The sequence below is a fragment of the Sphingomonas sp. TDK1 genome (genome assembly GCF_001650735.1).
Classification (GTDB): domain Bacteria; phylum Pseudomonadota; class Alphaproteobacteria; order Sphingomonadales; family Sphingomonadaceae; genus Sphingomonas.
In genome coordinates this window covers 55,888-77,908 of the sequence record NZ_LXVY01000027.1, presented here as the reverse complement: position 1 = coordinate 77,908, position 22,021 = coordinate 55,888, and the positions used below count along the sequence as shown (strand labels likewise).

19 protein-coding genes are annotated in these 22,021 nt (G+C 66.4%); 4 read left to right on the top strand and 15 right to left on the bottom strand.

Annotation, left to right across the window (positions count from 1 at the left end; translation table 11 throughout):
- Positions 1 to 325: 325 nt before the first annotated feature.
- Positions 326 to 1,771 (bottom strand): hypothetical protein, encoded by a 1,446-nt coding sequence (locus A7X12_RS14625; protein WP_232318525.1) that lies wholly within the window; start codon positions 1,769 to 1,771, stop codon positions 326 to 328.
- Positions 1,768 to 2,502 carry an ABC transporter ATP-binding protein gene (locus tag A7X12_RS14620; protein WP_064312323.1) on the bottom strand — a complete coding sequence of 245 codons (735 nt, stop codon included), beginning with the start codon at positions 2,500 to 2,502 and terminating at the stop codon, positions 1,768 to 1,770. The genes A7X12_RS14625 and A7X12_RS14620 overlap by 4 nt, the downstream gene beginning before the upstream one ends.
- Positions 2,503 to 2,616: 114 nt before the next feature.
- Between A7X12_RS14620 and A7X12_RS14615 the strand changes: the two genes are divergently transcribed.
- Positions 2,617 to 2,826, top strand: a complete 210-nt coding sequence (locus A7X12_RS14615; RefSeq protein ID WP_232318524.1) for a hypothetical protein — start codon at positions 2,617 to 2,619, stop codon at positions 2,824 to 2,826.
- Positions 2,827 to 2,887: 61 nt separating this feature from the next.
- On the opposite strand, the gene A7X12_RS14610 is transcribed toward A7X12_RS14615, so the two are convergent.
- The 4 genes from A7X12_RS14610 to A7X12_RS14595 all read right to left on the bottom strand — a co-directional run bounded on the left by A7X12_RS14610 (position 2,888) and on the right by A7X12_RS14595 (position 10,729).
- A complete protein-coding gene (locus tag A7X12_RS14610; RefSeq protein ID WP_064312321.1) occupies positions 2,888 to 4,378 on the bottom strand; it encodes a tryptophan halogenase family protein in 1,491 nt (496 codons plus the stop codon).
- 36 nt (positions 4,379 to 4,414) lie between these two features.
- Complete coding sequence (locus A7X12_RS14605) at positions 4,415 to 5,122, bottom strand: SapC family protein (protein WP_064312320.1); 708 nt, start codon at positions 5,120 to 5,122, stop codon at positions 4,415 to 4,417.
- Between the two features lie 68 nt (positions 5,123 to 5,190).
- Entirely contained in the window at positions 5,191 to 8,370 is a 3,180-nt protein-coding gene (locus A7X12_RS14600; protein WP_064312319.1) for a TonB-dependent receptor, read from the bottom strand.
- A gap of 115 nt (positions 8,371 to 8,485) precedes the next feature.
- Positions 8,486 to 10,729, bottom strand: coding sequence for a beta-glucosidase (locus A7X12_RS14595; RefSeq protein ID WP_064312318.1), 2,244 nt, complete (start codon positions 10,727 to 10,729; stop codon positions 8,486 to 8,488).
- A gap of 340 nt (positions 10,730 to 11,069) precedes the next feature.
- Between A7X12_RS14595 and A7X12_RS14590 the strand changes: the two genes are divergently transcribed.
- Both A7X12_RS14590 and A7X12_RS14585 read left to right on the top strand, forming a co-directional pair.
- Positions 11,070 to 12,287, top strand: coding sequence for an MFS transporter (locus A7X12_RS14590; protein ID WP_232318523.1), 1,218 nt, complete (start codon positions 11,070 to 11,072; stop codon positions 12,285 to 12,287).
- A gap of 12 nt (positions 12,288 to 12,299) precedes the next feature.
- Complete coding sequence (locus tag A7X12_RS14585) at positions 12,300 to 13,316, top strand: LacI family DNA-binding transcriptional regulator (RefSeq protein ID WP_064312316.1); 1,017 nt, start codon at positions 12,300 to 12,302, stop codon at positions 13,314 to 13,316.
- Positions 13,317 to 13,335: 19 nt separating this feature from the next.
- On the opposite strand, the gene A7X12_RS14580 is transcribed toward A7X12_RS14585, so the two are convergent.
- The 9 genes from A7X12_RS14580 to A7X12_RS14540 all read right to left on the bottom strand — a co-directional run bounded on the left by A7X12_RS14580 (position 13,336) and on the right by A7X12_RS14540 (position 21,465).
- On the bottom strand, positions 13,336 to 14,076 hold the full coding sequence (locus A7X12_RS14580; protein ID WP_084445469.1) for a TorF family putative porin: 741 nt from the start codon (positions 14,074 to 14,076) through the stop codon (positions 13,336 to 13,338).
- The gene (locus A7X12_RS14575) at positions 14,021 to 15,223 is read right to left on the bottom strand and encodes a S8 family peptidase (protein ID WP_064312314.1); all 1,203 of its coding nucleotides are present in this window, start codon (positions 15,221 to 15,223) and stop codon (positions 14,021 to 14,023) included. Before A7X12_RS14575 ends, A7X12_RS14580 begins: the two co-directional genes overlap by 56 nt.
- Positions 15,220 to 15,846: an anti-sigma factor family protein gene (locus tag A7X12_RS14570; protein ID WP_064312313.1), complete on the bottom strand. Its 627-nt coding sequence runs from the start codon at positions 15,844 to 15,846 to the stop codon at positions 15,220 to 15,222. The genes A7X12_RS14575 and A7X12_RS14570 overlap by 4 nt, the downstream gene beginning before the upstream one ends.
- 3 nt (positions 15,847 to 15,849) lie before the next feature.
- Positions 15,850 to 16,440: an RNA polymerase sigma factor gene (locus A7X12_RS14565; RefSeq protein WP_084445467.1), complete on the bottom strand. Its 591-nt coding sequence runs from the start codon at positions 16,438 to 16,440 to the stop codon at positions 15,850 to 15,852.
- A gap of 115 nt (positions 16,441 to 16,555) precedes the next feature.
- Complete coding sequence (locus A7X12_RS14560) at positions 16,556 to 17,206, bottom strand: PEPxxWA-CTERM sorting domain-containing protein (protein WP_064312311.1); 651 nt, start codon at positions 17,204 to 17,206, stop codon at positions 16,556 to 16,558.
- 173 nt (positions 17,207 to 17,379) lie between these two features.
- Positions 17,380 to 18,252, bottom strand: coding sequence for a 3-hydroxyisobutyrate dehydrogenase (gene mmsB, locus A7X12_RS14555; protein ID WP_064312310.1), 873 nt, complete (start codon positions 18,250 to 18,252; stop codon positions 17,380 to 17,382).
- 122 nt (positions 18,253 to 18,374) lie between these two features.
- Positions 18,375 to 19,151 carry an enoyl-CoA hydratase gene (locus A7X12_RS14550; RefSeq protein ID WP_064312309.1) on the bottom strand — a complete coding sequence of 259 codons (777 nt, stop codon included), beginning with the start codon at positions 19,149 to 19,151 and terminating at the stop codon, positions 18,375 to 18,377.
- Between the two features lie 12 nt (positions 19,152 to 19,163).
- Entirely contained in the window at positions 19,164 to 20,201 is a 1,038-nt protein-coding gene (locus tag A7X12_RS14545) for an enoyl-CoA hydratase/isomerase family protein (protein ID WP_064312308.1), read from the bottom strand.
- A gap of 118 nt (positions 20,202 to 20,319) precedes the next feature.
- Positions 20,320 to 21,465 (bottom strand): acyl-CoA dehydrogenase family protein, encoded by a 1,146-nt coding sequence (locus tag A7X12_RS14540; protein WP_064312307.1) that lies wholly within the window; start codon positions 21,463 to 21,465, stop codon positions 20,320 to 20,322.
- 152 nt (positions 21,466 to 21,617) lie between these two features.
- Here A7X12_RS14540 and A7X12_RS14535 point away from each other — a divergent pair, with 152 nt between their 5' ends.
- A complete protein-coding gene (locus A7X12_RS14535) occupies positions 21,618 to 21,911 on the top strand; it encodes a GIY-YIG nuclease family protein (RefSeq protein ID WP_084445526.1) in 294 nt (97 codons plus the stop codon).
- Positions 21,912 to 22,021 lie beyond the last annotated feature (110 nt).

The following is a 22,021-nucleotide window of genomic DNA, read 5'->3' as shown; positions in this document are numbered from 1 at the left end:
GAGGACTTCACGATCACCGCTCAATCTTCTGATCGGCTACCATCCGATTTCGCCGAGACAGTGGCAGCGCTAAAGCAGCTCGTACCATAACCCCTCCCCTATTAATATTCATTCTTGCATATGAGAGCATTTGAACTGGATAATACTACGAAACTTGTTTTCCGTTCCACTGCTTTGGTACGCACCGATCGTGAGAACGTTTCTACAAAGCTTTCTGGTTATGATTACGAAGCGTTGATTGCGGACCTGCATCAATACCGATGAACCATTCGGCAAAACGACGGCGTGAATTATCCATCTCCGACGATAGGCTCCCAAGATAGGATTAAAGGAAGTAGACTATTACCCCCGCCGCCAGCCCCAGCAGCACGGCGATCAGGAACTCAAAAAGATTCCGCGCGATGCCGCCGCCCTTTTGCCGCCGCTGGAAGGTCGAGCGCGGCGCCGGCTGCGCGTGCGCGACTTCAAGATACCCTACCGCGCCGCCTGCACCCGCCGTGAACAATATGGTGACCAGCGCGCCAGGCACCGTTTCCAGGGCGATGGCGATTGGCAGCAGCAGCCCCAGGGGCGCCGCCAGCGCCATCGCCGCCAGCAACTTCGCGAGGTCCAGCTCTTCCCTGTCAACGGGGGCGACCTTCAGCAGATCGGGCGCATCCTCGGCGGACGCCGCGAGCCATGCCAGGCTCGCAACGAGCTGCCCGGCGATCACCACACTGGTAAATGCGAGCGTCGGGGCCATCGGCAGGCCGCGATGGTCCCGGAAAGCAAGCAGCAGAATCGGCGCGAGATAGATGATTCGCAGAAGCACCTGGAAGATCAGCGCGGGATCCCGAAGCAGCAGGTGCAGTTCCTTGGCGAAGATCGCACCGAACAGGTGCGTATGAAAATGGCGGCGAATGCCACCCCGGGCCGCTTTGTTTCGCGTCGGGCGCATGCCTCCGGCACGATATCCGGCAAGAAAGCCATGCTGCATCGCCCAGACCGCGAGCGTGAACAACGACATCGCCCCCCCGAGCAGGAGCAGAATGGCGAGCGGCTCGCCGAATGCCGCGCGGCCGGGAAGGCTGCCGATCGGGCCGCTGCCGATGCCCCGCTCACGCACTGCGCGCATGAGAAACTCGACGCCGGACTCTCGCGCGCCATCGCGCTGGTTCAGAATCTGCGTCGTGAGAAAAAAGCCTGCCCCAGCCAACGCGGCGAGGATCTGCCCCACCGTGCGACCGGCTCGCGGTCCGATGACACGCGCCAGCAGCACGGTCACGCCGAGTCCCAGGCAGGCTGCAGCGAGCGCGAGCGCAACCACGAGGGCCACGGCGCCGAGAAGCTCGGGATGCCCAAGCAACGCTACCGGCAACAGCACAGGAAGCAGGAAGAGCGAAAATGTGAGAACAACACCCCCGGCGATGCCGAGCAACTTCGCCGAGACTACCGTGCGCGGATCGAGGGGGGCGGAGAAAAGCAGATCGAGGTCGCCGGCCTCGTACAAGGTCCGCTGGCTCGCCAGCAGCGCCTGAGTTGTCATGAAAGTGAAGAGCAGGCCCGAGGCGATCAAAACGGTCAGCCAGGCCAAGGGTCCGGCGCGCCAATGCACATCCGCGAGCAATATCCCGAAGAAAACGCCGAACCCCGCATAACCGAGCAGGACCAGCGCACCAAGGATCAAGCCGACGCGTCCGCGGCTCGCCGCACGAAGGCTGCCGCGAAGTTCATGCAGCGTCAGCCAAGGCAGGCTGCCCGGCGAGAGCCGCCGCATCGCCCAACCGATCACAACCGGCTCGTCAGACGGATAAAGGCATCTTCCAGCGTCATGTCGTCCGGCCCGGCCAGTGCGCGCAGATCCTCAAGTGAGCCCTCGGCGAGCAGCCTTCCCCCGGCGATAATGCCGATACGATCGGCAAGACGCTCGGCGACCTCAAGGATATGGGTGGTGACGATAACCGTCTTGCCCTGGTCCACGGCCGAGCGCAGCGCATCCTTGACCGATCGCGCCATCGTCGCATCGAGGCCGGTAAGCGGTTCGTCCAGGATCAGCAGCTGCGGATCGTGAATCAATGCGCCGGCCAGCGCCACCTTCTGCTTCATGCCGCGCGAAAAACCCTCGCATCGGGTGTCTCGCACGTCCCAAAGCTCCAACCAGCGCAGCAGTCGCTCAGCCTCGGGTGCCGCGGCATCAGGGCCGATCCGCCACAGGCCCGCGACGAAGCCCAGATACTCTGCAGGCGTCAACTTGTCGTAGAGCATCGGCTCGTCCGGCAGCCAGGCGGTGATCGCCTTGGCCGCCTGCGGATCGGTCCGCGCGTCGATTCCGAAAATCTCGATACTACCGGCATCGGGTTCCGTGAGCCCGACCGCCATGCGCAAGGTCGTGGTTTTGCCGGCGCCGTTCGGCCCGAGCAGGGCGTAGAGCTGACCCGCGCCGACGATGAGGTCGAGGCCGGCAATGACGGGCTTGCCAAATGCCTTGTGCAGGCCGGCGATACGAAGCGCGGGAGCGGACATCGACAGCGATCCTAGCGACCGCGCAGTTCGTCGCAAGCGCTCCGCTATGGACCTTTTTTCGCTCTCGTTCGTCCCCAGCTTCCGGCAGTACCGGGAGGGGTAAGGATGTTTGCAATGCCAATCACGATCGCGCCCGAAGTGATCGCCTGCATCGCCGAAGGTCGGCCGCCCACCGCGGTCGAGCTAGAACGGGTGGCGGAACGCGTGCGCGCGGATCTGGGCGGCGACCGCTCTGCCTTTGCTTGGGGCAAGTCCGGTATCGCCAATGCTGACGAGATCAGCCTGCGGGTCGCCGAGATCGCCCTCCTCGGCAGCCGCCGCTGATCGGTTTGCGAGGCCCTAGTTGCGCGGCGCAACGCCGAACAGATGCACCATATGGGATCGCTCACGCGGCGGCAGGCACCTTCGCTGCGGCATAGCGGCAGATGAACTCGGCATGGCCGGGCAGTTGTGCCAGCTGCGCCGCGATGCCCGCGCGAAGGTCAGCAAAGGCCCGCTGGAGATCCGCGTCCGGAATTTGTGAGGGCATGGGGTGGTGGTCCCGCGGTGTCACGCCCTGCCCAAGCAGTACCGCGTTCCAGCTGTCGGTGCGGAACAGGTCTGTGCCTTCCTGATAGGCTACCGCACCCTCACGGAACAGCGCGATTCGTGCCGACAGGCTGTCCGGTACCGCGCGGGCGGCATGTTCCCGCCAGAAGGGCTCCGGCCTATCGTTGAGCTTGTAGTGAAGGATGATGAAGTCACGAATATGCTCCGATTCCGCGCGAGACTGGGCGTTGAAGCGCGCGGCGAGTGCCGCCATGTCATGGCGGGTGGGGAAATTCTGCAGCAGCCGCGTGACCGCGATCATCACGAGATGGATGCTCGTCGATTCGAGCGGCTCGATAAATCCGCTCGCCAGACCCAGCGCCACGCAGTTGCGGCTCCAGGCCTTCTTGCGCATGCCGGTGGTGAAGCGGATCAGGCGCGGATCGAACAATGCCCGGCCGGGAACGGCCGCCAGCAGCTGCTCGCGCGCTTCGTCATCGGACAAATGGTCGCTGGCATAGACAAAGCCGTTGCCCATCCGATGCTGGAGCGGAATCCGCCAGCGCCAGCCCGCGCCATGCGCGATCGCGCGGGTGTAGGGTACGGGTGCTTCGGTCGTCTCGGACTGGACGGCAAATGCCCGGTTGGTCGGCAACCAGTGGCTCCAATCATCGAAGCCGGTCTTCAGCGTCTCCTCGATCAGCAGCGCGCGGAAACCGGTGCAGTCGATGAAGAGGTCACCCTCGATCCGCAGGCCACCTTCCAGCACCAGCGCGGCGATGTCACCATTATCGGCCTGCTCCACCTCGGTGATGCGGCCCTCGACGCGCCGCACCCCGGCAGGCTCGGCCAGGCTGCGAAGAAAGGCGGCATAGGCGGTGGCGTCGAGATGATAGGCGTAGGCGAGCGGCATCGGATCGCCGGTGGCGAACTTCTGCGCCAGCGCGGCTTGCGTCTCTAGCGAATAGTCGCCCAGCGCGCCGCCGAACCCTCGCCGCCGCGCCTCCAGCCAGAAATGCTGGAAGTCGCACAGCGGAAGCCCCCGGCCGATCGAGCCGAACGGGTGGAAATAGCGATCGCCCTCGCGCCGCCAGTTCTCGAACGAGATGCCGAGCTTGAACGTGGCATTCGTCTCGCGGAGGAAGACCTGCTCGTTGATGCCGAGCAGCTTGTGGAAGGTCCAGGCCGTGGGAATGGTGGACTCACCTACCCCAACCGTCCCGATCGCATCGGATTCGACCAGTGTGATGTCGAGGCTCGGCCCCAGATGGCGCACCAGCGCCGCCGCGGCCACCCAGCCCGCCGTACCACCGCCGGCGATCACCACCCGAAACTTCTGTACGTCCATTGCCCTCTCCCCTGTGAACTCTGTCCTGCCCTGCCTTCAGACCTCGCGGCGTTCCTTGCGCGCGATCAGTCGCGGCAGGTTGCCCAGCGAGGAAAGTTGCCAAACCGCGCAGCGCAGGAAATCCTGCGCATGCAGTGCTGCCAGCGCGGCTGCGCCCAGCGCGGCGAAGCGGCTGGACTCGATCACCCAGCAATCGGGAATCTTGTACCGCCGCCCGCTGGTAAGCTCGATATCGAAGGTGACGGGCTCGAGCAGCCCGGCGGCCTCGAACGCGGCGAACATCGGCTGCGAGAGCTGGTCACCGACATAGATTGCCTGCAGGACGCCCGCGACACGATCGAGATAGGGTGCATTGCCGCCCTGTTCGAGGAAGAGCGGGGCACCTTCGCCGGTCGTGACGCGGGGATGATCCGTGTCGATGTGGATCATCGGCTCGCCGGATTCGCCGGGCCGGGGCAGGCCGATCGAGAAGGGGCCGATCTCCATCAGCGCGGGTAGCTGATCGGCATCCCAGCGATCGCCGTCGAGGTAGAGATTTTCGTCGGCATCGAGCCCGAGCAGCACCGTCGAGCGCCAGCTGCCATCGTCGTCGCGGCGGAAGAGCAGGACGTATTCGCGCTGGAGCGCTTCGAATTCGGTGGGGAACACCGTCATCTGGTTCACCGCATCGCCGAACGCGGCGCCACGGTTCAGCCGGATCCGCAGATCGGCATGGTCGATATTGTTGAGCACGGCGCGGGGCATGATGTGCGGACCTTAAACGAGAAAGGCCGCCCGAAGCGAGCGGCCTTTCCCTTGTGTACAGGCGGGCTTCAGAAGCGGAAGCGCGCGCCGACCAGATACCGGGCCGAGCCCTCGGACTCGTACCAGGTGTTGATGTAATCGCGGCTGTAGCTGCGAACGCCTTCCTCGAGGAGGTTGATGCCTTCGAAACTGAGCGCGATATTCTTGGTCAGGTCATAGTTGATGCTGAGATCGACCTGGCCGTACGGATCGTTGAACACCGGGTTATGCGCCGCGCCGCGGTTGACGTCGCTCAGGAACTTGCCGCGCCAGTTGTACGAAAGGCGCGCCGAGATGCCGTGCTTGTCATAGATCAGCGTGGCGTTGGCGGTATCGCTCAGGCCGACCAGCGCGAACTGGTTGGCCGTCGGATCGGCGGTGATGTCGAAGCCGATATTGCCGCGTACCAACGTGTAGCTCGCGGCGAGACCGAAACCGGTGTTTCCGAGGAAGTACTGACCGGCGAGCTCGACGCCGTAGATCTCCGCGTCCTTGTTGTTGATCGGCGTGTTGACCGAGAAGTTCAGCAGCGGATCCGCCGCGGTCGGATTCACATTGAGCGCGGCAAGCGTGTTGCTGACATAGGCGGAGTCAAACGTGCGCGTCGTCGGAACATAGTGGCTCGCCAGCTCCGCCGTCGCCTGCGCGACATTGCCGTTGTACTTTTGCACGACCGCAGCACTGGTGAACAGGTTAACGTTGCTGATGTCGCCACCGAGCCCGGTAACGATGTTGCGACCGGCCTGGGCGATCGGGCCAGCGGTTGGGTCGCGCAGGCCAAACAGGTTCCGCTGCACCACCGTGTTGCCGATGAAGTTATGCACCCGCTTGTCGAAGAAGCCGACCGACAGATAGACGTCACGGCGCGGATACCATTCGAGCGAGATGTCGAAGTTATCCGAGTCGAGCGGCTTGAGTGCCGGATTGTTCTGGTTGCCGGTGGCGACGCCGCCGAGCGAGGTCGGGTTGTTGAGCGCACCCGCACCCGTGGACGCGAACAGGTTGCCGAACGGCGCGCGCGAGATCGTCTTGCTGTACGAAACGCGACCGATCAGGTTCTTCGCCGCCTCGATCTGGAAGTCGATCTGCGGCAGCAGATTATCGTAGCTGCCGCGGCCGGTTACCGCCTGCTGGTTCACCGAGTTGAGCACGGAGAAGTCGTTGTCGGCTTCCCACACGACCGCCAGCGGGATCGTCTGGTACGACGTCGCCTTCACCTTGGTGTGCTCGTAGCGGATGCCGGCGACGAGGGTGGCATTGCGGCCGCCCAACTCGCCCTTCCAGGTCAGCTGGCCATAGGCTGCCCAGATGTCTTCCTTCACGCGATTGTCGTTGTTGGCGTCGATGATGTTCTGATGGTTGATGCCATCATTGGTGATGCCGACATAATGATTGTACAGCGCGTTGTAGAGCTTGGTCGGGTCCTCGGCACGCCAGGCGACCTTGCCCGCTGCATCGGCGGTCGCGTTGTTGTGGTGGAACTGACAGACCAGGCAATATTGCTGGACGGTGCCGGGCGCGAACGCGGCGACGTCCGGCGGCAGGGCGTTGTTCCAGTCGCCCAGCACCTGACGCGTGTTGTACTGGGTCTGGCGGGTGTCGGTGCTGCGATAGTCGCCGCCGAAATCGAAACGGCTGCCGCCGCCCAGATCCCAGCCCGCGTCGATGCGGCCTTCCTTGATCTTCTGCGACTGGGTCGAGGCGAACTGGCGCTGCACGGCCGCCGACAGATCACCCGCATCGAACACGCCGTTGCAGTTGCCGTTCTTGAACGGAGTCCCGGTGGGCGTCGTGTTCGAGAAACAGTCGTTGATCGTCAGCGTCTGGGTCGGGAAGCCGTCATTATCCCAGTTCAAGCCATGCGACGTCACGATATTGCCGTTGAACGCCACCGTGGTCGAGGTCTGGCCATTGGGATTGTCGGGCAGGCTCTCCGCCTTGCCGAAATGGCCGTCGATATTGACGGTGAAATTGTCGGCCAGCTCCCATTTCAGGTTGCCGCCGATGTCCCACAGCCGGTTCTTCTGCGCGCGATAGGCCTGCTCGAAGCCTTCGTCCTTCACGCCCGGCAGGGTCTCGTGGAGATATTTGGTGGTCGCGATGCCGTTGCTCGAATCGTCGAAGGTGACTTCATCGAACGGCTTGGAGAACCAGTTGGACTGGGACGAGCGGCGCTCGGACGAGCGCAGCTGGGCGAACAGACCGTCGACCGTGAAGGTCATGCTGTCCGACGGACGATACTGGACCACCGCCTGGCCGTTGATGCGCTCACGGCTCGCTTCCGAGAAGTGGTGGCGATAGTCGTCGGGCACGGCGACCAGCGTGTTCGGATCGGTGGGACGGTTGTTGATCTTGGTGCCCGCGGTGACATAGCCCTTCGACGGATCCAGGAAGTCCGACAGGCGCGGCATGTTCCAATAGTTGTTCGCCTGGCTCGGGAAGCTGAAATTGCGCTTCTGATAGCTGCCGAACAGGGTGACACCGAAGCGCTGTTCCTGATCGCTCCAGCTCGCCACGCCCGAGAATTCCGGCGTCACATGGCTGCCGCAGCTGATGCAATCGTCGGCCGAGGTGTCGTAGCTGGCCTTGGCCCCGATCGAACCGGAGAAGCCGGCCGGGCGATCGAGCGGACGCACGCCGACGATGTTGATGGTGGCGCCGATGCCGCCCGAGGGAATCGCGGCGCGGCCGGTCTTGTAGACCTCCAGCGTCTTCACGCCCTCCGAGGCGAGGTTGGCGAAGTCGAACGAACGGCCGAAGCCGCCCGCGCCGTCACCGCCCTGGTCGCCGCCCACCGCGACGATGTTCGACGCCGCGAGCTGGCGCCCGTTGAGCGTCACCAGATTGTACTGCGCGCCGAAGCCGCGGACCGTCACGGTCGAGCCTTCGCCGTTGACGCGGTCGATCGACACGCCGGTGATGCGCTGCAGCGATTCCGCCAGGTTGGTGTTGGCGAACTTGCCGATGTCTTCGGCCGAGATCGCGTCGACGATGCCCGTCGAGTCACGCTTGATCGCGATCGAGCGCTCCAGCGATGCGCGAATGCCGGTAACGACGATGTCGGCGCCCTCCTGTGGGGCGCTGGTGTCGGCTGCGGGCGAGTCGGTCGCGCCGCTGGTCTGCGCCGCGGCGATGCCGGGCATGGCGAGCGCCGTCGCAACGGCGAGCATGGATACCGCGCGCAGGCGCGGCGCTTGAATCATTCGCATGGGTTTCTTCCCCTCCTGAACCGGCCGTTAGGCCACTATTATCCGCTGAATGCCGGCGAAGCCCGGCTACAGCGTTGTTTCGCTCTTCTTCAAATTCACCCCTTTCATTTTGTTTTCATTGACGAATCACCATCGACGCGACCTCTACTTCCTGCGCGATGGTCGCGGAAGCGGAATCCTGTCCGACAGCAAGTCGATAGCGCCCCGGTGCGATCGACCACTTGCCCGCTTTCCACCGGGCAAGGGCGTGTGCGTCCGCCGCAAGCGTTACTTGCGCGGCTTCGCCTGGCTTCAGCCATTGGCGCTTCCAAGCGGCCAAGCGCGGTGCGCCGCCCTCCGGCCCCGTCACGTAGAGCTGCGGCACCACCGCACCGGCGCGGCGCCCCTGGTTGCGGACGGTGAAGGTCACCGCCGGCGCCGCGCCCCCGGTGAATCGGGCCGCGCCGAAGCCGAAGCGGGTGTAGCTCAGGCCAAATCCGAACGGGAACCGTGGCCGGGTGCCTTGCGCCGCATACCAGCGATAGCCGACATTCGCGCCTTCCTGATAGGTGACGTCCCAACTCGGCAGCGCGCTCCCGTCCCCGGCGCCCGCGTCGCTCGCCGCATTGGAATTGAGCCCGGCCGGCACCACCGGCTTGGGGCGCGGCAACTGGTCGGCGCTTGTCGGGAAGCTGATCGGCAGGCGACCGGACGGGTTGACCTCCCCGAACAGGATGGCAGCGATTGCCTCGCCACCGCGCTGACCGGGATACCAGGCCTGCAGCACGGCGGGCACCTGCTCCAGCCAGGGCATCAATACCGGACCACCGGTTTCAAGGACGACCACCGTCCTGCCACTGGCCTTGGCGACCGCGGCGATCAGCGCATCCTGCTGATCCGGCAACGCCAGCGATTCCAGATCCTGCGCCTCGGTGGCCCATTGGGTGGCGAACACGATGGCGATATCCGCGTTGCGGGCCGCGGCCGCGGCGGCAGCCGGATCGCGACCGTCGACATAGGTTATCTGCGCTTGCGGCACCTTGGCGCGGATCGCACGGAGCGGCGACGAGGCATGCCAGGTCACGCGCGCAAAGGAAGCCGCCGCACCGCTGGTCAACGGAATTTCGACGGGCGCGCCGCCGACCGAGCGCACCTGGCTCGATCCTCCGCCCGACAATACGCCGACATCGGCATGGCCGCCGATCAGCACGATCTTCTTCGCCGTCCTGGCGAGCGGCAACAGATTGCCCTGGTTGCGCAGCAATACCATCCCGGCCTCGGCGACGCGCTGGGCAACCGCCGCGTGCGCGGCATAGTCGATCGGCTGCGCGACAGCCGGTGACGGATGATCGTAGAGACCGCTGGCGATCACGCCGGTGAGAATGCGCCGGACCATCTCGTCCAGCCTCGCCTCGCTGATCTGGCCCGCCTGGATGGCGGCATCGATCTTGTCCGGCGCGAAATAGATGGCGTGGTCCAGCTCCTGGCCGGATTCCTGATCGAGCCCGGAAACGGCCGCCTTGACGGTCGAATGCACGGCACCCCAGTCGCTCATCACCCAGCCGGCATAGCGCCAGTCGCCGCGCAACACATCGGTGAGCATATGGTGGCTTTCGCACGCATAGTCGCCCTCGATGCGGTTATAGGCGCACATCACCGACCCGGGCTTGCCGGTCCGGATCGCCAATTCGAAGGCGAGCAGGTCGCTTTCGCGCAGCGCCGCTTCGTCGATCCGCGCGTTCAGGACCGTGCGGCCCGTCTCCTGACTATTCAGGATGAAGTGCTTGACGGTCGAGACGATATGGTTCGACTGAACGCCCTCGATCGCCGCTCCCGCCATATAGCCGGCGAGCAGCGGATCCTCGCCCAGATACTCGAAGTTGCGGCCGTTCCACGCATCCCGGGTGAGATTCACGCCGCCCGCGAGCAGGACGTTGAAGGTTTTCGCACGCGCTTCCGCCCCGATCATTGCTCCGCCGGCTCGGGCCATCGCGACGTCGAAGGTGGCGGCGGTGGCGAGCCCAGACGGCAGCGCCGTGGCGACATCACCCTTGCGCTGCTCGACCTGGTTGGCAACGCCGAGACTGGCGTCGCTTTCGCGCAGCGTGGGAATGCCCAGGCGCGGAATGCCGGGAACGTAGCCGGCCGAAGGAATCATGTCGGTCGGTGCCGGATTGACGCGGGGCGGGAAAAAACCGTGAATGAGCTGCAGCTTCTCAGCATGGGTCATCGCCCGCACCAGCGCATCCGCCCGTATGTCTGGCGAGCGCGTCGTATCCCGCCAGGACTGCACGGCACCCGGCACTGCATCTTGCGCCAGCAACGCGCCCGGGGCGCTCACCGTCAAGAGGACGAGAGCAAAGGCACGGATTGCGATCATCGGCGCGAGACATCCTGCAGGGGCGTGGCAGTGCGTGCGGACGCAATACCGACGCCATAGACTAAAAATGCGGCCGCCGCCGTGATTCGGGACGACGACGGCCGCAGGTGATCCGCCCTTGAGGAGGGGGCCGGAACCGAAAAACAAGGATCAAAAGGGAAAGACGTCGGCGCGACAGCGCAACGAACGGCAGCAATGCCCGACATGTCCTCTCCCCCTATATGGCCCGCATCAAGGCGGGTTCCGTTCTGACAGCGATGTCTGGGAGAATCTGACATCGATGTCAAGCACAAAGCCGCAATGGCATTGCCTTGGTTCCTGCGCGCGCTAAGCTTCCGCCGTGCACGCGCAATCTCAGGAAACCGCCTCGGCAGACATGGTCGGCCGGTTGTTCCGCCGCTCCATCGGCATCTTTTTCATGGGCGGGTTCGTCACTGCCTTGGTGGGTCTCCTCGTGCCCCGCCTCACGCTGATCGACCGTCTCGACTATACCCGCGGCGCGCTGGTTCAGTTCGCGTTCCATTCGAGCTACTTGGTGTTCGCGCTGCCCATCACCGCGCTTCTGGTCCGTACCGGCTATATGCGCGCGATCGCTGCCGGGCTCGGCGTGATGACCATCGCCTGCCTCGGCTTGTGCATCGCCGCGACGATCGGCAGCTTCCCGCTGTTGCTGCTGGCGCTGCTCGGGCTCTCTACCGGCATCACCTTCCTTCAGATCGCGGCCAATGTCGTGCAGCCCTTGGTTGCGGCCGATGGACGCGGCGCGGCGCGACTCACCCTGCTGCAGGGGTTCAATTCGGTCGGCACGGTCCTCGCGCCGCTGATCGGCGCGAGTTTCCTGCTGCAGGCAAACCCGCTCGGACGATGGAGCATGGGGCTCCCCTTCCTCGCCTGCGCGGTCGCGCTCGCGATGCTGGGTCTGGTCTTCTGGCGCGCACGCGGCCTGCTTGCGGCGCATCCGGCGCCACGGCGGCTGCCGCTCGCCGATTTCGGTCGCGTATTGCGGGAACGCCGCCTCGCCTGGGGCGGTCTCGCCATGTTCGGCTATGTCGGAGCGGAAGTAACGATCGGCAGTCTGCTCGCCAATTATCTCGCTCGGCCCGATATCCTGGGCACGGATCCCGCCACCGCGGGGCGCCTGGTCAGCCTGTACTGGGGCGGGGCCATGCTGGGCCGGTTCGCAGGCGCGGTGGGTCTCGCCCGGATTGCGCCGGCACGGCTGCTCGCCATCATGGCGTCGGGAGCGGTGTTGCTCGTCGCAGGCGCGATGCACACGCACGGCGTCGCCGGTGCCGCTGCCCTGATCGCCGTCGGGCTTTGCAACGCGATCATGTACCCCACCGTCTTTGCACTGGCACTTCCGGAAGATCGCGGCCTTGCGCCCTATGCATCGATGATGCTGTGCATGGCGGTGGTCGGCGGCGCCGCGGTACCGCTCGCGACCGGCGCGCTGGCAGACCGCGTCGGTCTGGCAGCCGCGCTGGTGCTGCCGCTGCTGTGCTATCTCGGTATTGCCGCGTTCGCAGGACTGGTAGCGTTACCGGCAGCGAAACGATAGGACTGCGCTACCATGAAGCCCCTAACGCTCAAGGACGTCGCGCAACGCGCGGGCGTATCGCCGAAAACGGTATCGCGTGTGATCAACGGCGAAGCCTATGTCCGGCCGGAGCTTCGCGAGGCGGTGCAGCGCGTCGTGGACGAGCTGGGCTACCGTCCCAATGCCTTCGCCCGGGAGCTTTCCAGCTCCCGCTCGTTCCTGCTCGGGCTGTATTTCGACGACCCCGCCTCGGCCTATGCAGCCGACCTGCAGCGGGGCGCGCTCGCGCGGTGTCGCGCGCTCGGCTATCATCTCGTCGTCGAGCAAGTCACCCGCGACCGGCCCGGCTGGCTGACGCAGTGCGAGGCATCGTTGCGGTCCATGCGGCTGGGGGGCGCGATCCTCACGCCGCCGCTGTGCGACTGGCCCGAGCTTCTCGAGCTGTTCGCGCGCATCGACGTGCCCGTCGTCCGGATCTCGCCCGGCGACTTCCCTGACAGAACCGCCGCGGTGGAGATGGACGAGGTCGGTGCCGCACGGGAGCTGACGGAGGTGCTGATCGCGCTCGGCCACCGCGACATCGGCTTCATCCAGGGCAATCCCGAGCATCATGCCGCGGCCCGGCGGCTCGAAGGGTTCCGGGCCGCGATGATCGCTGCCGGACTGCACGTCCCCGAACGACGCACGCTGCAGGGCGACTTTACCTTCCGCTCGGGCCTGGCCGCCGGCGAAAAGCTGCTTACCGGGGCGGATCGGCCGAGCGCAGTCTTTGCGGCGAACGACGAGATGGCGCTTGGCGTGCTGGTCGCGGCAATGCGCAACGGAATCGCTGTCCCAGATCAGCTCTCGATCGCCGGGTTCGACGATGCCGCCATCGCCCGCATGGCTTGGCCGCCGCTCAGCACCGTGTGCCAGCCCCATATCGATATGGCGACCGCCGCCGTCGACCTGCTCACCCGGCCAACGGCCTGCGAATCGCGGAAATCGACGACGACACGCCGGCTACCCTATACACTGGCGTTGCGCGGCAGCACCGGCCCGGCAGGCTGAGCGGCCGGAGCAGGACGCCTCAGAACCCGACCGAGACCGCCAAGGTGAGGGCCTGGCGAGAGCGCTCCCGGCCGCGGTAGAAATCCTTGCCCGGCAGGCCGCCGGTCCATAACAGCTGCGCATCAAGGCGGCCGAGGCGGCGCGCCACCCCGAGGCTGTAGTCGAACTGTCCGCGGTCGCTGCTATAAGGGCCGGGCGCGCCGAGGAAGCGCATCATCCCACCATGGGCGAGCAGCCGCCAGGCGGGCAGCGGCCGGGCGACGCCGTCCAGCGTGGCGTATAGCGTCGTCGTGCCGGGCCGCAGATAGTCGGGCGAAAGATGCAGCCGCGCCGAAAGGCTACGGCCGGAGAGTCCGGCGTAGAGCTCGGTATAGCCGGATCCGCCCCAGACGGTGGCGGAGGACCGAAACTCGCGGCGGGTCACGCCCAGATCGAGCACCCGCTCGCCCGACAGGCGCAGGGCATAACCGAGATCTACACCTGCCGAGAGCAGCGCCATGCCGGTCGGCAAAGCGGCGGCCGTCGCGCTGACATCGCCGTAGAGCCCGGACCGGTCGTCATAGCCGAGGGAGGCGGTGGTGGCCGGACGCCCTTCGCTGATGCTGCGCCCGCGCCAGCGCGCGTCGTTGGTGACCGTCAGCTGCCCGCTCCATTGCGCCGCCGCGCCGGGCGCGAGCAGGCACGCGGCACAGACGAGCAGCGCATCAGGGGCGGCCAGCCGCCTGGCATCTCGCCTTCCCCACCACGCTCGCACAGGCATCGACCTCTCCGCCCCCCGGCCTAGCAGAAACCAGCGGAACACGCCTGCCGGACTTCGCTTCGCGCTGCCGTACCAATGCGACCAGCCCGCTGACCTCCGCCGCAGCATAGGAAGAACCGCTTGCCAGATACCAGCGCCCCCCGGGCTGGGTAGTGGGGATATCACGACCGGGCGCGACATAGGGCCCGCCCGCCTGCCCCACCGTGGATTCGGCGACGGCGATGACGCCCGGCACCGTGGCGGGGAAGCCACCGCCCGGCAGCCGCGGATCATAGGCGGCAACCACCGTCGCACCCCGCGCCACGCCGATCCGCAGCAGCGATTCGAGCAGACGGCTCGGCGGGCCGCTCAAGCTGAGATTGATCACATCGGCACGCTGCTCCACCGCGAAGCTGAGCGCGCGGGCGAGGCTCAGGCTGTCGCACAACGTCGCCGCACCGGCCCCTTCGCCCTGTTCGCGGCAAGCCCGCAGCGCCAGCAGCCGCGCGGCGGGCGCGATACCGACAATGCCCATGCCATTGCCCGCCCGCGCCACGATCACCCCGGCGATGCCGGTGCCATGCCGCTCGGCCGTGACGGATGCGCCCTCCACGAAATTCCGGTCCACGGCAACCTGTCCGGCAAGATCGGGATGGCGAAGATCGACCTGGCTGTCGATCACGGCGATCCGCTCGCCCCGTCCCGTCGCGGTCCGATGCAGCACCGCCAGGTGCCAGGCGCGCGCCACCGGCTGCGCGGGATAGAGCGGATCGTTCGGCAGGGGATCGCCCTCCGCCTGGAACGTCTCGATCGGTTCCGACCATTCGACCGCGGCATCGCGGGCGACTTGCGCGGCCAGGGCGGCGGGAGATTGGCCCCTGGGAACTTCCATGATGAAACAGTCGATCCCGATCATCGGCATCGGCCAGTTGCCGGCGAGACGCAGTCCGTTCCGACGCGCGACCGCCGCAGCGATACGCCGCCGCCCGGCCGCCGACTGATCCTCGCCATAGCCGCCGCCATAGCCGCTGCCGGCACGGAAGTGCGCCGGCGCCAATCGCAGCATCACCAGGATGCGCGGCGGCTGGACGTCGGCCGCGGCGACGCGCGGCGGCGACGCCATCAGCACCGTCATGGCCCCCAGCAACGCGGCACGCCACCACGTCATGGCGCGGCGTCGACGGGTTGCGCCATCGTCACACCCGCCGCCGCCCGCAACCGGGCAAGCGCGGCTTCGCGCTGCTCCGGCGCGATGGCGAGCAGATAAGCGCCGGCAGCAGTCGGTCCGTCGACCAGCCGTGCGCCAGAGGATTCGATCGCCTTGCGCAGCGCAGGTTCGCGCGTTTCGGGGGCGAACATCACCAGGATATTGCCGGACTGGCTGGGCGGCGGGGATCCGAGTGCATGGTAGGGCGCGGACGACACGGACGTCGTCGCCTGCTGCTGCAGCTGCAGTATGACGCCGAGGCCCAGCACGACGACCGCGGCCTGGGCGGCGATGATCCACCCGACCCGGCGCGAAAAACGGCGCGGCAAGCGCGGCGTGCGATCGGCACGCGACAGATCTTCAGCCATGCGATCCCATCCGCCCGCATGCGGCGGCGGCAGATCGGCGACCGCATCGCGCAGCCGTCGTTCGGCGGCGAGTTCCATGCTGCATTCCTCGCAGACGGCCAGGTGGGCGTCCACGAGCAGACGGTCGCCCAGCTCGATCTCCCCGGTCACATACCAGGGCAGCAGCAGCATCGTCGCCTCGTGCGGATCGCCACGCAGATGTAGAAGTTCGCCCATCGTCTAGATCCAGTCCGCCAATTCGCCCGCCATGGCTCGCCGCAACTGGCGGCGGGCATGGAACATCCGCGTCTTCACCGTGTCCACCGGACACCCCAGAATCTCGGCGATCTCCCGATAGCCGATCTCGTGAAAATAGGTGAGGTCCACCACCGCCCGATGGTCGGCGGACAAGGTCTGCATCGCCCGCTGCAGCCCTTCGCGCGTCCGATGCTGGGCCAGCGGGGCATCCGCCCGGCTGTCGTGCGGCAAGGCTTCCAATACCGCCGCGTCCTCGCTCGCCACCGGCTCCCGATTGCGGGCCCGGATCGCCTTGCGATAGGCGATGGCGAACAACCAAGTGGACAGTCGACTGGCACCGGTGAAGTCGCCGGCCTTTTGCCACAGCACCATCAGCGTGTCGTTCACGACTTCCTCGACCAGCGCAGGCGATCGCACCAGCGTACCCACGAAGCGGGCCAACCGGGGCTGGTAGCGGCGATAAAGCTGCTCGAAAGCACGGAGGTCACGCGCGCGAACGGCCGCGACGAGGCCCATTTCCTCGTCGTCACGGTCCCGGGCCGGTCGCCCATCCTGATGTTCGCGTTGCGCCACGCCGATCCCTTCGCTCCCACCTTAGAGACAAGGATGGAAGCGAAGGTTCAACCGGTGCGACCCGAGGTGAAAATTTTCCGGCCGGGCGGTTTTTCCGTTCCCGGCCGGGCCTGCATCAGGCGACGGCCGGGGTAACTGCGCGACGGCGGCGATAGCGGAGCATGCCGCCCGCCGCGCCCGCGCCGAGCATCAGCATCGCCCAGCTTGCCGGCTCCGGCACGGCAGCGGCAAGCGTCGCATTTTCCGGCGCGAAGTCGCTGATCTGGGCATTGCCGCCGAAGCCGGTGCGCGGCCAAAGGTTGAAACCATAGTGGGTCGGCGAGAAGCCGGTGCTCGGCAGCAGCGACAGCGGCACCTTCACGGTGAGGATGTTGCCGGCGATGGCGACCCAGTTCGAATCGAGCGCCGTGCCGCCGATCGACCCCGTGCCGTCCTTCTGGACGATGATCGCCTGGTCGAAGATGACATTGCCCTGGCCGATGCCGCCGAACGGACGGATCGCGCCCTTGCCGGTGTTGACGCCGTAGACGTAGAAACCGGGCGTGCCCGGGGTGATGCCCCCGGCGAAAGTGGTGCCGAGCGTGAACATCTTGGCGGCGGAATCATAGCTGACCGAGAAGCTGGTGACATCCAGATCGGCAAGCTTCGGCCCGGTATAGCCGGAGAGGAAATCGCCGGTCGCATCGGTGACGGTCCGGCTCTGCGCCAGTGCCGGGGCGGCGATGACGAGCGAAGCGAGCGCGGTCGCGCCCAACAGAATACGCATTGCTTTGGTTCTCCCTTGATGGCCCGACCCGGCGCACAGGGGAGCCGCCGGGCCGGACACGCACGACAGGTCCCGGCACAAGGGGGCCTGTAGCCGAAAGCCTGTCGCGCTCCGTCAGTGGCCGTGCCGGAACAATGGGTTCAAAGCGGATTAACTTTTTTCTTGGCCCTGGATCAGAGCGCCTTGATGATCGCGGAGAAGTCGAGCCCGCCCTGCCCATCGGCCGCGAAGGCTTCGTAGAGCGCCCGCGCCCGCTCGCCCATCGGCACCTTCGCGCCGACGGCGGTGGCCGCTTCCATCGCGAGACGCAGGTCCTTGAGCATCAGCGCAGCGGCGAACCCGCCCTGATAGTCGCGATCGGCCGGCGTCTCCGGGCCGACGCCGGGCACCGGGCAATAGCTCGTCATCGACCAGCTCTGGCCCGAAGAGACCGAGGCGATGTCGAAGAAGCGCTGCTGGTCGAGGCCGAGCTTTTCCGCGAGCGCAAAGGCTTCGCAGGTGGCGACCATGGTCGCGCCGAGGATCATGTTGTTGCAGATCTTCGCCGCCTGCCCCGCACCGCTGGCGCCGGCATGAATCACTGCCTTGCCCATGTCTTCCAGGAAGGGTTCGGCGCGTTCGAACGCCGCCACCGCGCCGCCGACCATGAAGGTAAGCGTGCCGGCATTGGCCGCGGCGATCCCGCCCGAGACCGGGGCATCGACCGCGAGCAGCCCGCGCTGGGTGGCGGCCTCGGCCACCCGCCGGGCGGTGGCGACGTCGATCGTGGAGCAGTCGATCAGGATCGCGCCGGCGTCCGCGCCGTCCAGCAGCGTCTCGGTGTAGAGCGTCTCCACATGGCTGCCGGCGGGCAGCATGGTGACGACCGCCTCGGCCCCGGCGATCGCCTCGGCCGCGCTGGCGGCGGGCAGGCAGCCCGCCTTCCTGGCGCGCTCCAGTGCTTCCGCCGACAAATCGAAGGCGCGGACGTCGTGGCCGGCCTTGGCGAGGTTCGCCGCCATCCCGCCGCCCATATTCCCGAGGCCGATAAATGCTACGCGTGCCATGTCTTAGCTCCCCTCCCGCTTGCCGGAGGGGTCGGGGGTGGGCCCTCCCATCCACAAGCGATGGTGTCGCAGATGCCGGGGGCCCACCCCCCAGCCCCCTCCCGCAAGCGGGAGGGGAGTAATCAACGTCCTATCCAATTCCCGGGACGCTTCTCGACGAAGGCCGCCATGCCTTCCTTCTGGTCCTCGGTGCCGAACAGCGCGTGGAACAGGCGGCGCTCGAATTGCACGCCCTGGGCCAAGCTCGTCTCGAAGGCGGCGTTGACCATTTCCTTGTTCGCCTTCACCGCCAGCGGCGGCATCGCGGCGATGGCCGCAGCGGTCTGCACCGCTTCCTCGACCAGTTCGGCAGCGGGCAGGATGCGGCTGACCAGCCCGGCGCGCTCGGCCTCGGCAGCGTCCATCATCCGGCCGGTGAGGCACATCTCCATCGCCTTGGCCTTGCCCACGGCACGGGTGAGCCGCTGCGAGCCGCCCATGCCGGGCGAGACGCCCAGCTTGATCTCGGGCTGGCCGAACTTGGCCGTGTCCGCCGCGAGGATGAAGTCGCACATCATCGCCACTTCGCAGCCGCCGCCCAGCGCATAGCCCGATACGGCCGCGATGATCGGCTTGCGGGTGCGGGTGAAGGCGTCCCAGCCGGCGAAGAAGTCGTGGCCGTACATGTCGGCAAAGCCCTGCGCCTGCATTTCCTTGATGTCGGCACCGGCGGCGAACGCCTTTTCGCTGCCGGTCAGCACCGCGCAGCCCTGGGAGGGATCGGCATCGAAGGCGCGCATGACGTCCAGCAATTCGCTCAGCACCTGGCTGTTCAACGCGTTGAGCGCCTTGGGCCGGTTGAGCGTGACGAGCGTGACGGCGCCGCTCTGCTCGACGAGGAGGGTTTCATAGGCGGACATGTTCTTCTCCGTTCAGGGCTTCCACGCCGACTCAGGCGGCAACGGCGCGAAGATGGCGTCGATCGCGGCACTGTCCACCGCTTCCGGCGTGGCAGGCGACCAGCGCGGCGCATTGTCCTTGTCGACAATCACCGCGCGCACCCCCTCCGCGAAATCGGGCAAGCGGCAGACGCGGGTGGCGACGGCATATTCCTGCGCCATCTCGGCCGCGAAATCGGGCATCTCGCGGCCCTCGCGAACGATCCGGAGGGAAACCTTGCAGGCCTGGGGCGACTTGGTGCGCAGCGTGGCGAGAGTGGCCATCGCCCAGTCGCTGCCCTCGGCCTCGAGCGCAGCGAAGATGTCTTCTACGCTGTCTCCGGCAAACAGCCGGTCGATATCTGCATAGTGGGCGAGGATCGTCGCGATCGGCGGCTCGATCGAAAGGTCGCCGAGGATCGCCAGCACCTTATCCGGCGCGGTGGCGATCTGCGCCTTGGCCGACTCCAGCGCCTCGGCCGGGAGGTAGTGGGTCGCAAGGCCGAGTGCGAGGCATTCGGCACCATCAAGCCGGTGGCCCGTCAGCGCCAGATACTCGCCCATCCGCCCGGGAACGCGCGAGAGATACCAGCCGCCGCCCACGTCCGGGAACAGGCCGATGCCCGTCTCGGGCATGGCGAACTTCGTGTTCTCGGTCGTCACCCGGTAGCGCGCCGGCTGCGAGATGCCGACGCCGCCGCCCATCACGATGCCGTCCGCAAAGGCGATGATCGGCTTGGGATAGGTGAACAGCCGATGGTTGAGCCGATATTCGGCACGGAAGAAGTCGGCCGCTTCGGCGCCGTCGCTCGCGCCGCTCGCCGCGATCATGCGGATGTCGCCGCCCGCGCAGAAGCCGCGGCCCTCGGCATGATCCAGCAGCACGATATGGACGGCGTCGTCCTGCTCCCAGGCGTCCAGCGCGTCGAGCATCGCCTGGCACATCGCGGTGTTGAGCGCATGCAGCGCCTTCGGCCGGTTCAGCCGCAGGCGGGCGACAGGGCTGTCGATCGAAGTGAGGATTTCGGTCATGCCGCTCCACCGCGAAAGTTCCGGCAAAGCGGCACTAACCCGGCGCCTTCTCCGGCCCGCGCACGGGACTGTTCAGAACAACGCATAAACCCTCGTGTGTAGAAAAGCATTTTCCGGCTCAATCGCGCAGCAGCTCGCGGCCAACAATCATCCGCATGACCTGGTTGGTGCCTTCGAGGATCGAATGCACGCGCAGGTCGCGCCAGAAACGCTCGATCGGATAGTCCATCAGATAGCCATAGCCGCCGTGCAGCTGCAGCGCACGATCGACCACCGACGAGCCGGTGTCGGTAGCGAGCCGCTTGGCCATCGCAGCGAAGCGGGTCTTGTCCCCGGTGCCCGCCGTCACCTTTGCGGCGGCGAGGTAGAGCAGCGCGCGCGCTGCCTCAAGCTCGGTCGCCATGTCGGCGAGCATGAACTGGCTATTCTGGAAATCGGCGATGGCCTTGCCGAACTGCCTGCGCTCCTGCGTGTAGCGGATCGTCTCGTCGAGGCAGCGCTGCGCGCCGCCCAGCGAGCAGGCCCCGATGTTGAGCCGGCCGCCGTCCAGCCCCATCATCGCGATGCGGAAGCCCTCGCCCTCGGCGCCGACCAGATTTTCCACCGGCACGCGGACATTGTCGAGCATCACCTGCGCCGTCGGCTGCGAGTGCCAGCCGAGCTTGCGCTCCTGCGCACCGAAGCTGACGCCCGGCATGTCTTTCTCGATCGCGAGGCAGGAAATGCCCTTGGGGCCATCCTCGCCGGTGCGGACCATGGTGAGGTAGAGGTCGTTCTCGCCGCCGCCCGAGATGAACTGCTTGGTGCCGGTGACGATATAGTGATCGCCGTCCCGCACCGCGCGCGTCTTCAGCGCCGCCGCGTCGGAGCCCGAGCCCGGTTCGGTGAGGCAGTAACTGGCCAGCCGGTCCATGGTGACCAGGCTGGGGAGATACTTGTCCTTCACGGCCTGCGCGCCGAAGCGGTCGATCATCCACGCGGCCATGTTGTGGATCGAGATGAACGCCGAGGTGGAGGGGCAGCCATAGGCCATCGCCTCGAAGATCAGCGCCGATTCGAGCCGGCCGAGCCCGATGCCGCCCGATTCCTCCGAAACATAGATCGCCGCGAAGCCGAGCTCGGCGGCGGCCTTGATCGTATCGCGGGGGAAGACGTGCTTCTCGTCCCATTCGGCCGCATGCGGGGTGATCGCATCGGCGGTGAACTTCTGCGCCATCTCCTGAATCTGGCGCTGGTCGTCGGTGAGGTCGAACTGGTGGGTCATGGGTTCACTTGTCTAGCATCGTCATCCCGACGAAAGTCGGGATCCATTGGGGTCGCCGCTACGGTTCTTGCTGCTGCCGGGTGGCGAATGGATCCCGGCTTTCGCCGGGATGACGGTGGAGGGGTAAGGTGGGCAAACTGCCCTGCGTCTACATGCTGGCGAGCGGGCGCCACGGTACGCTCTACACCGGCGTCACGTCGGACCTGATGGGGCGGATCCATCAGCACCGCAGCGGTACGGTGCCGGGCTTCACCAAACGCAACAACGTCAAGCGCCTTGTCTGGTACGAGGTCGGCGGCGACATGGCGGCGGCGATCCGGCGCGAGAAGCAGCTCAAGGAATGGAAGCGCGACTGGAAGGTGGTGCTGATCGAGCGGGAGAACCCCTTCTGGGAGGACCTCGCCATCAGCCTCGGCTTCCCGCCGTTGGACACGCCCGAGCCCTAAATCGTTATCCCCTCTTCTGTCATCCCGACGAAAGTCGGGATCTATTCGCCACTCCGTCGGGGCTGGAGCCGCGACGGTGACCCCAATGGATCCCGGCTTTCGCCGGGATG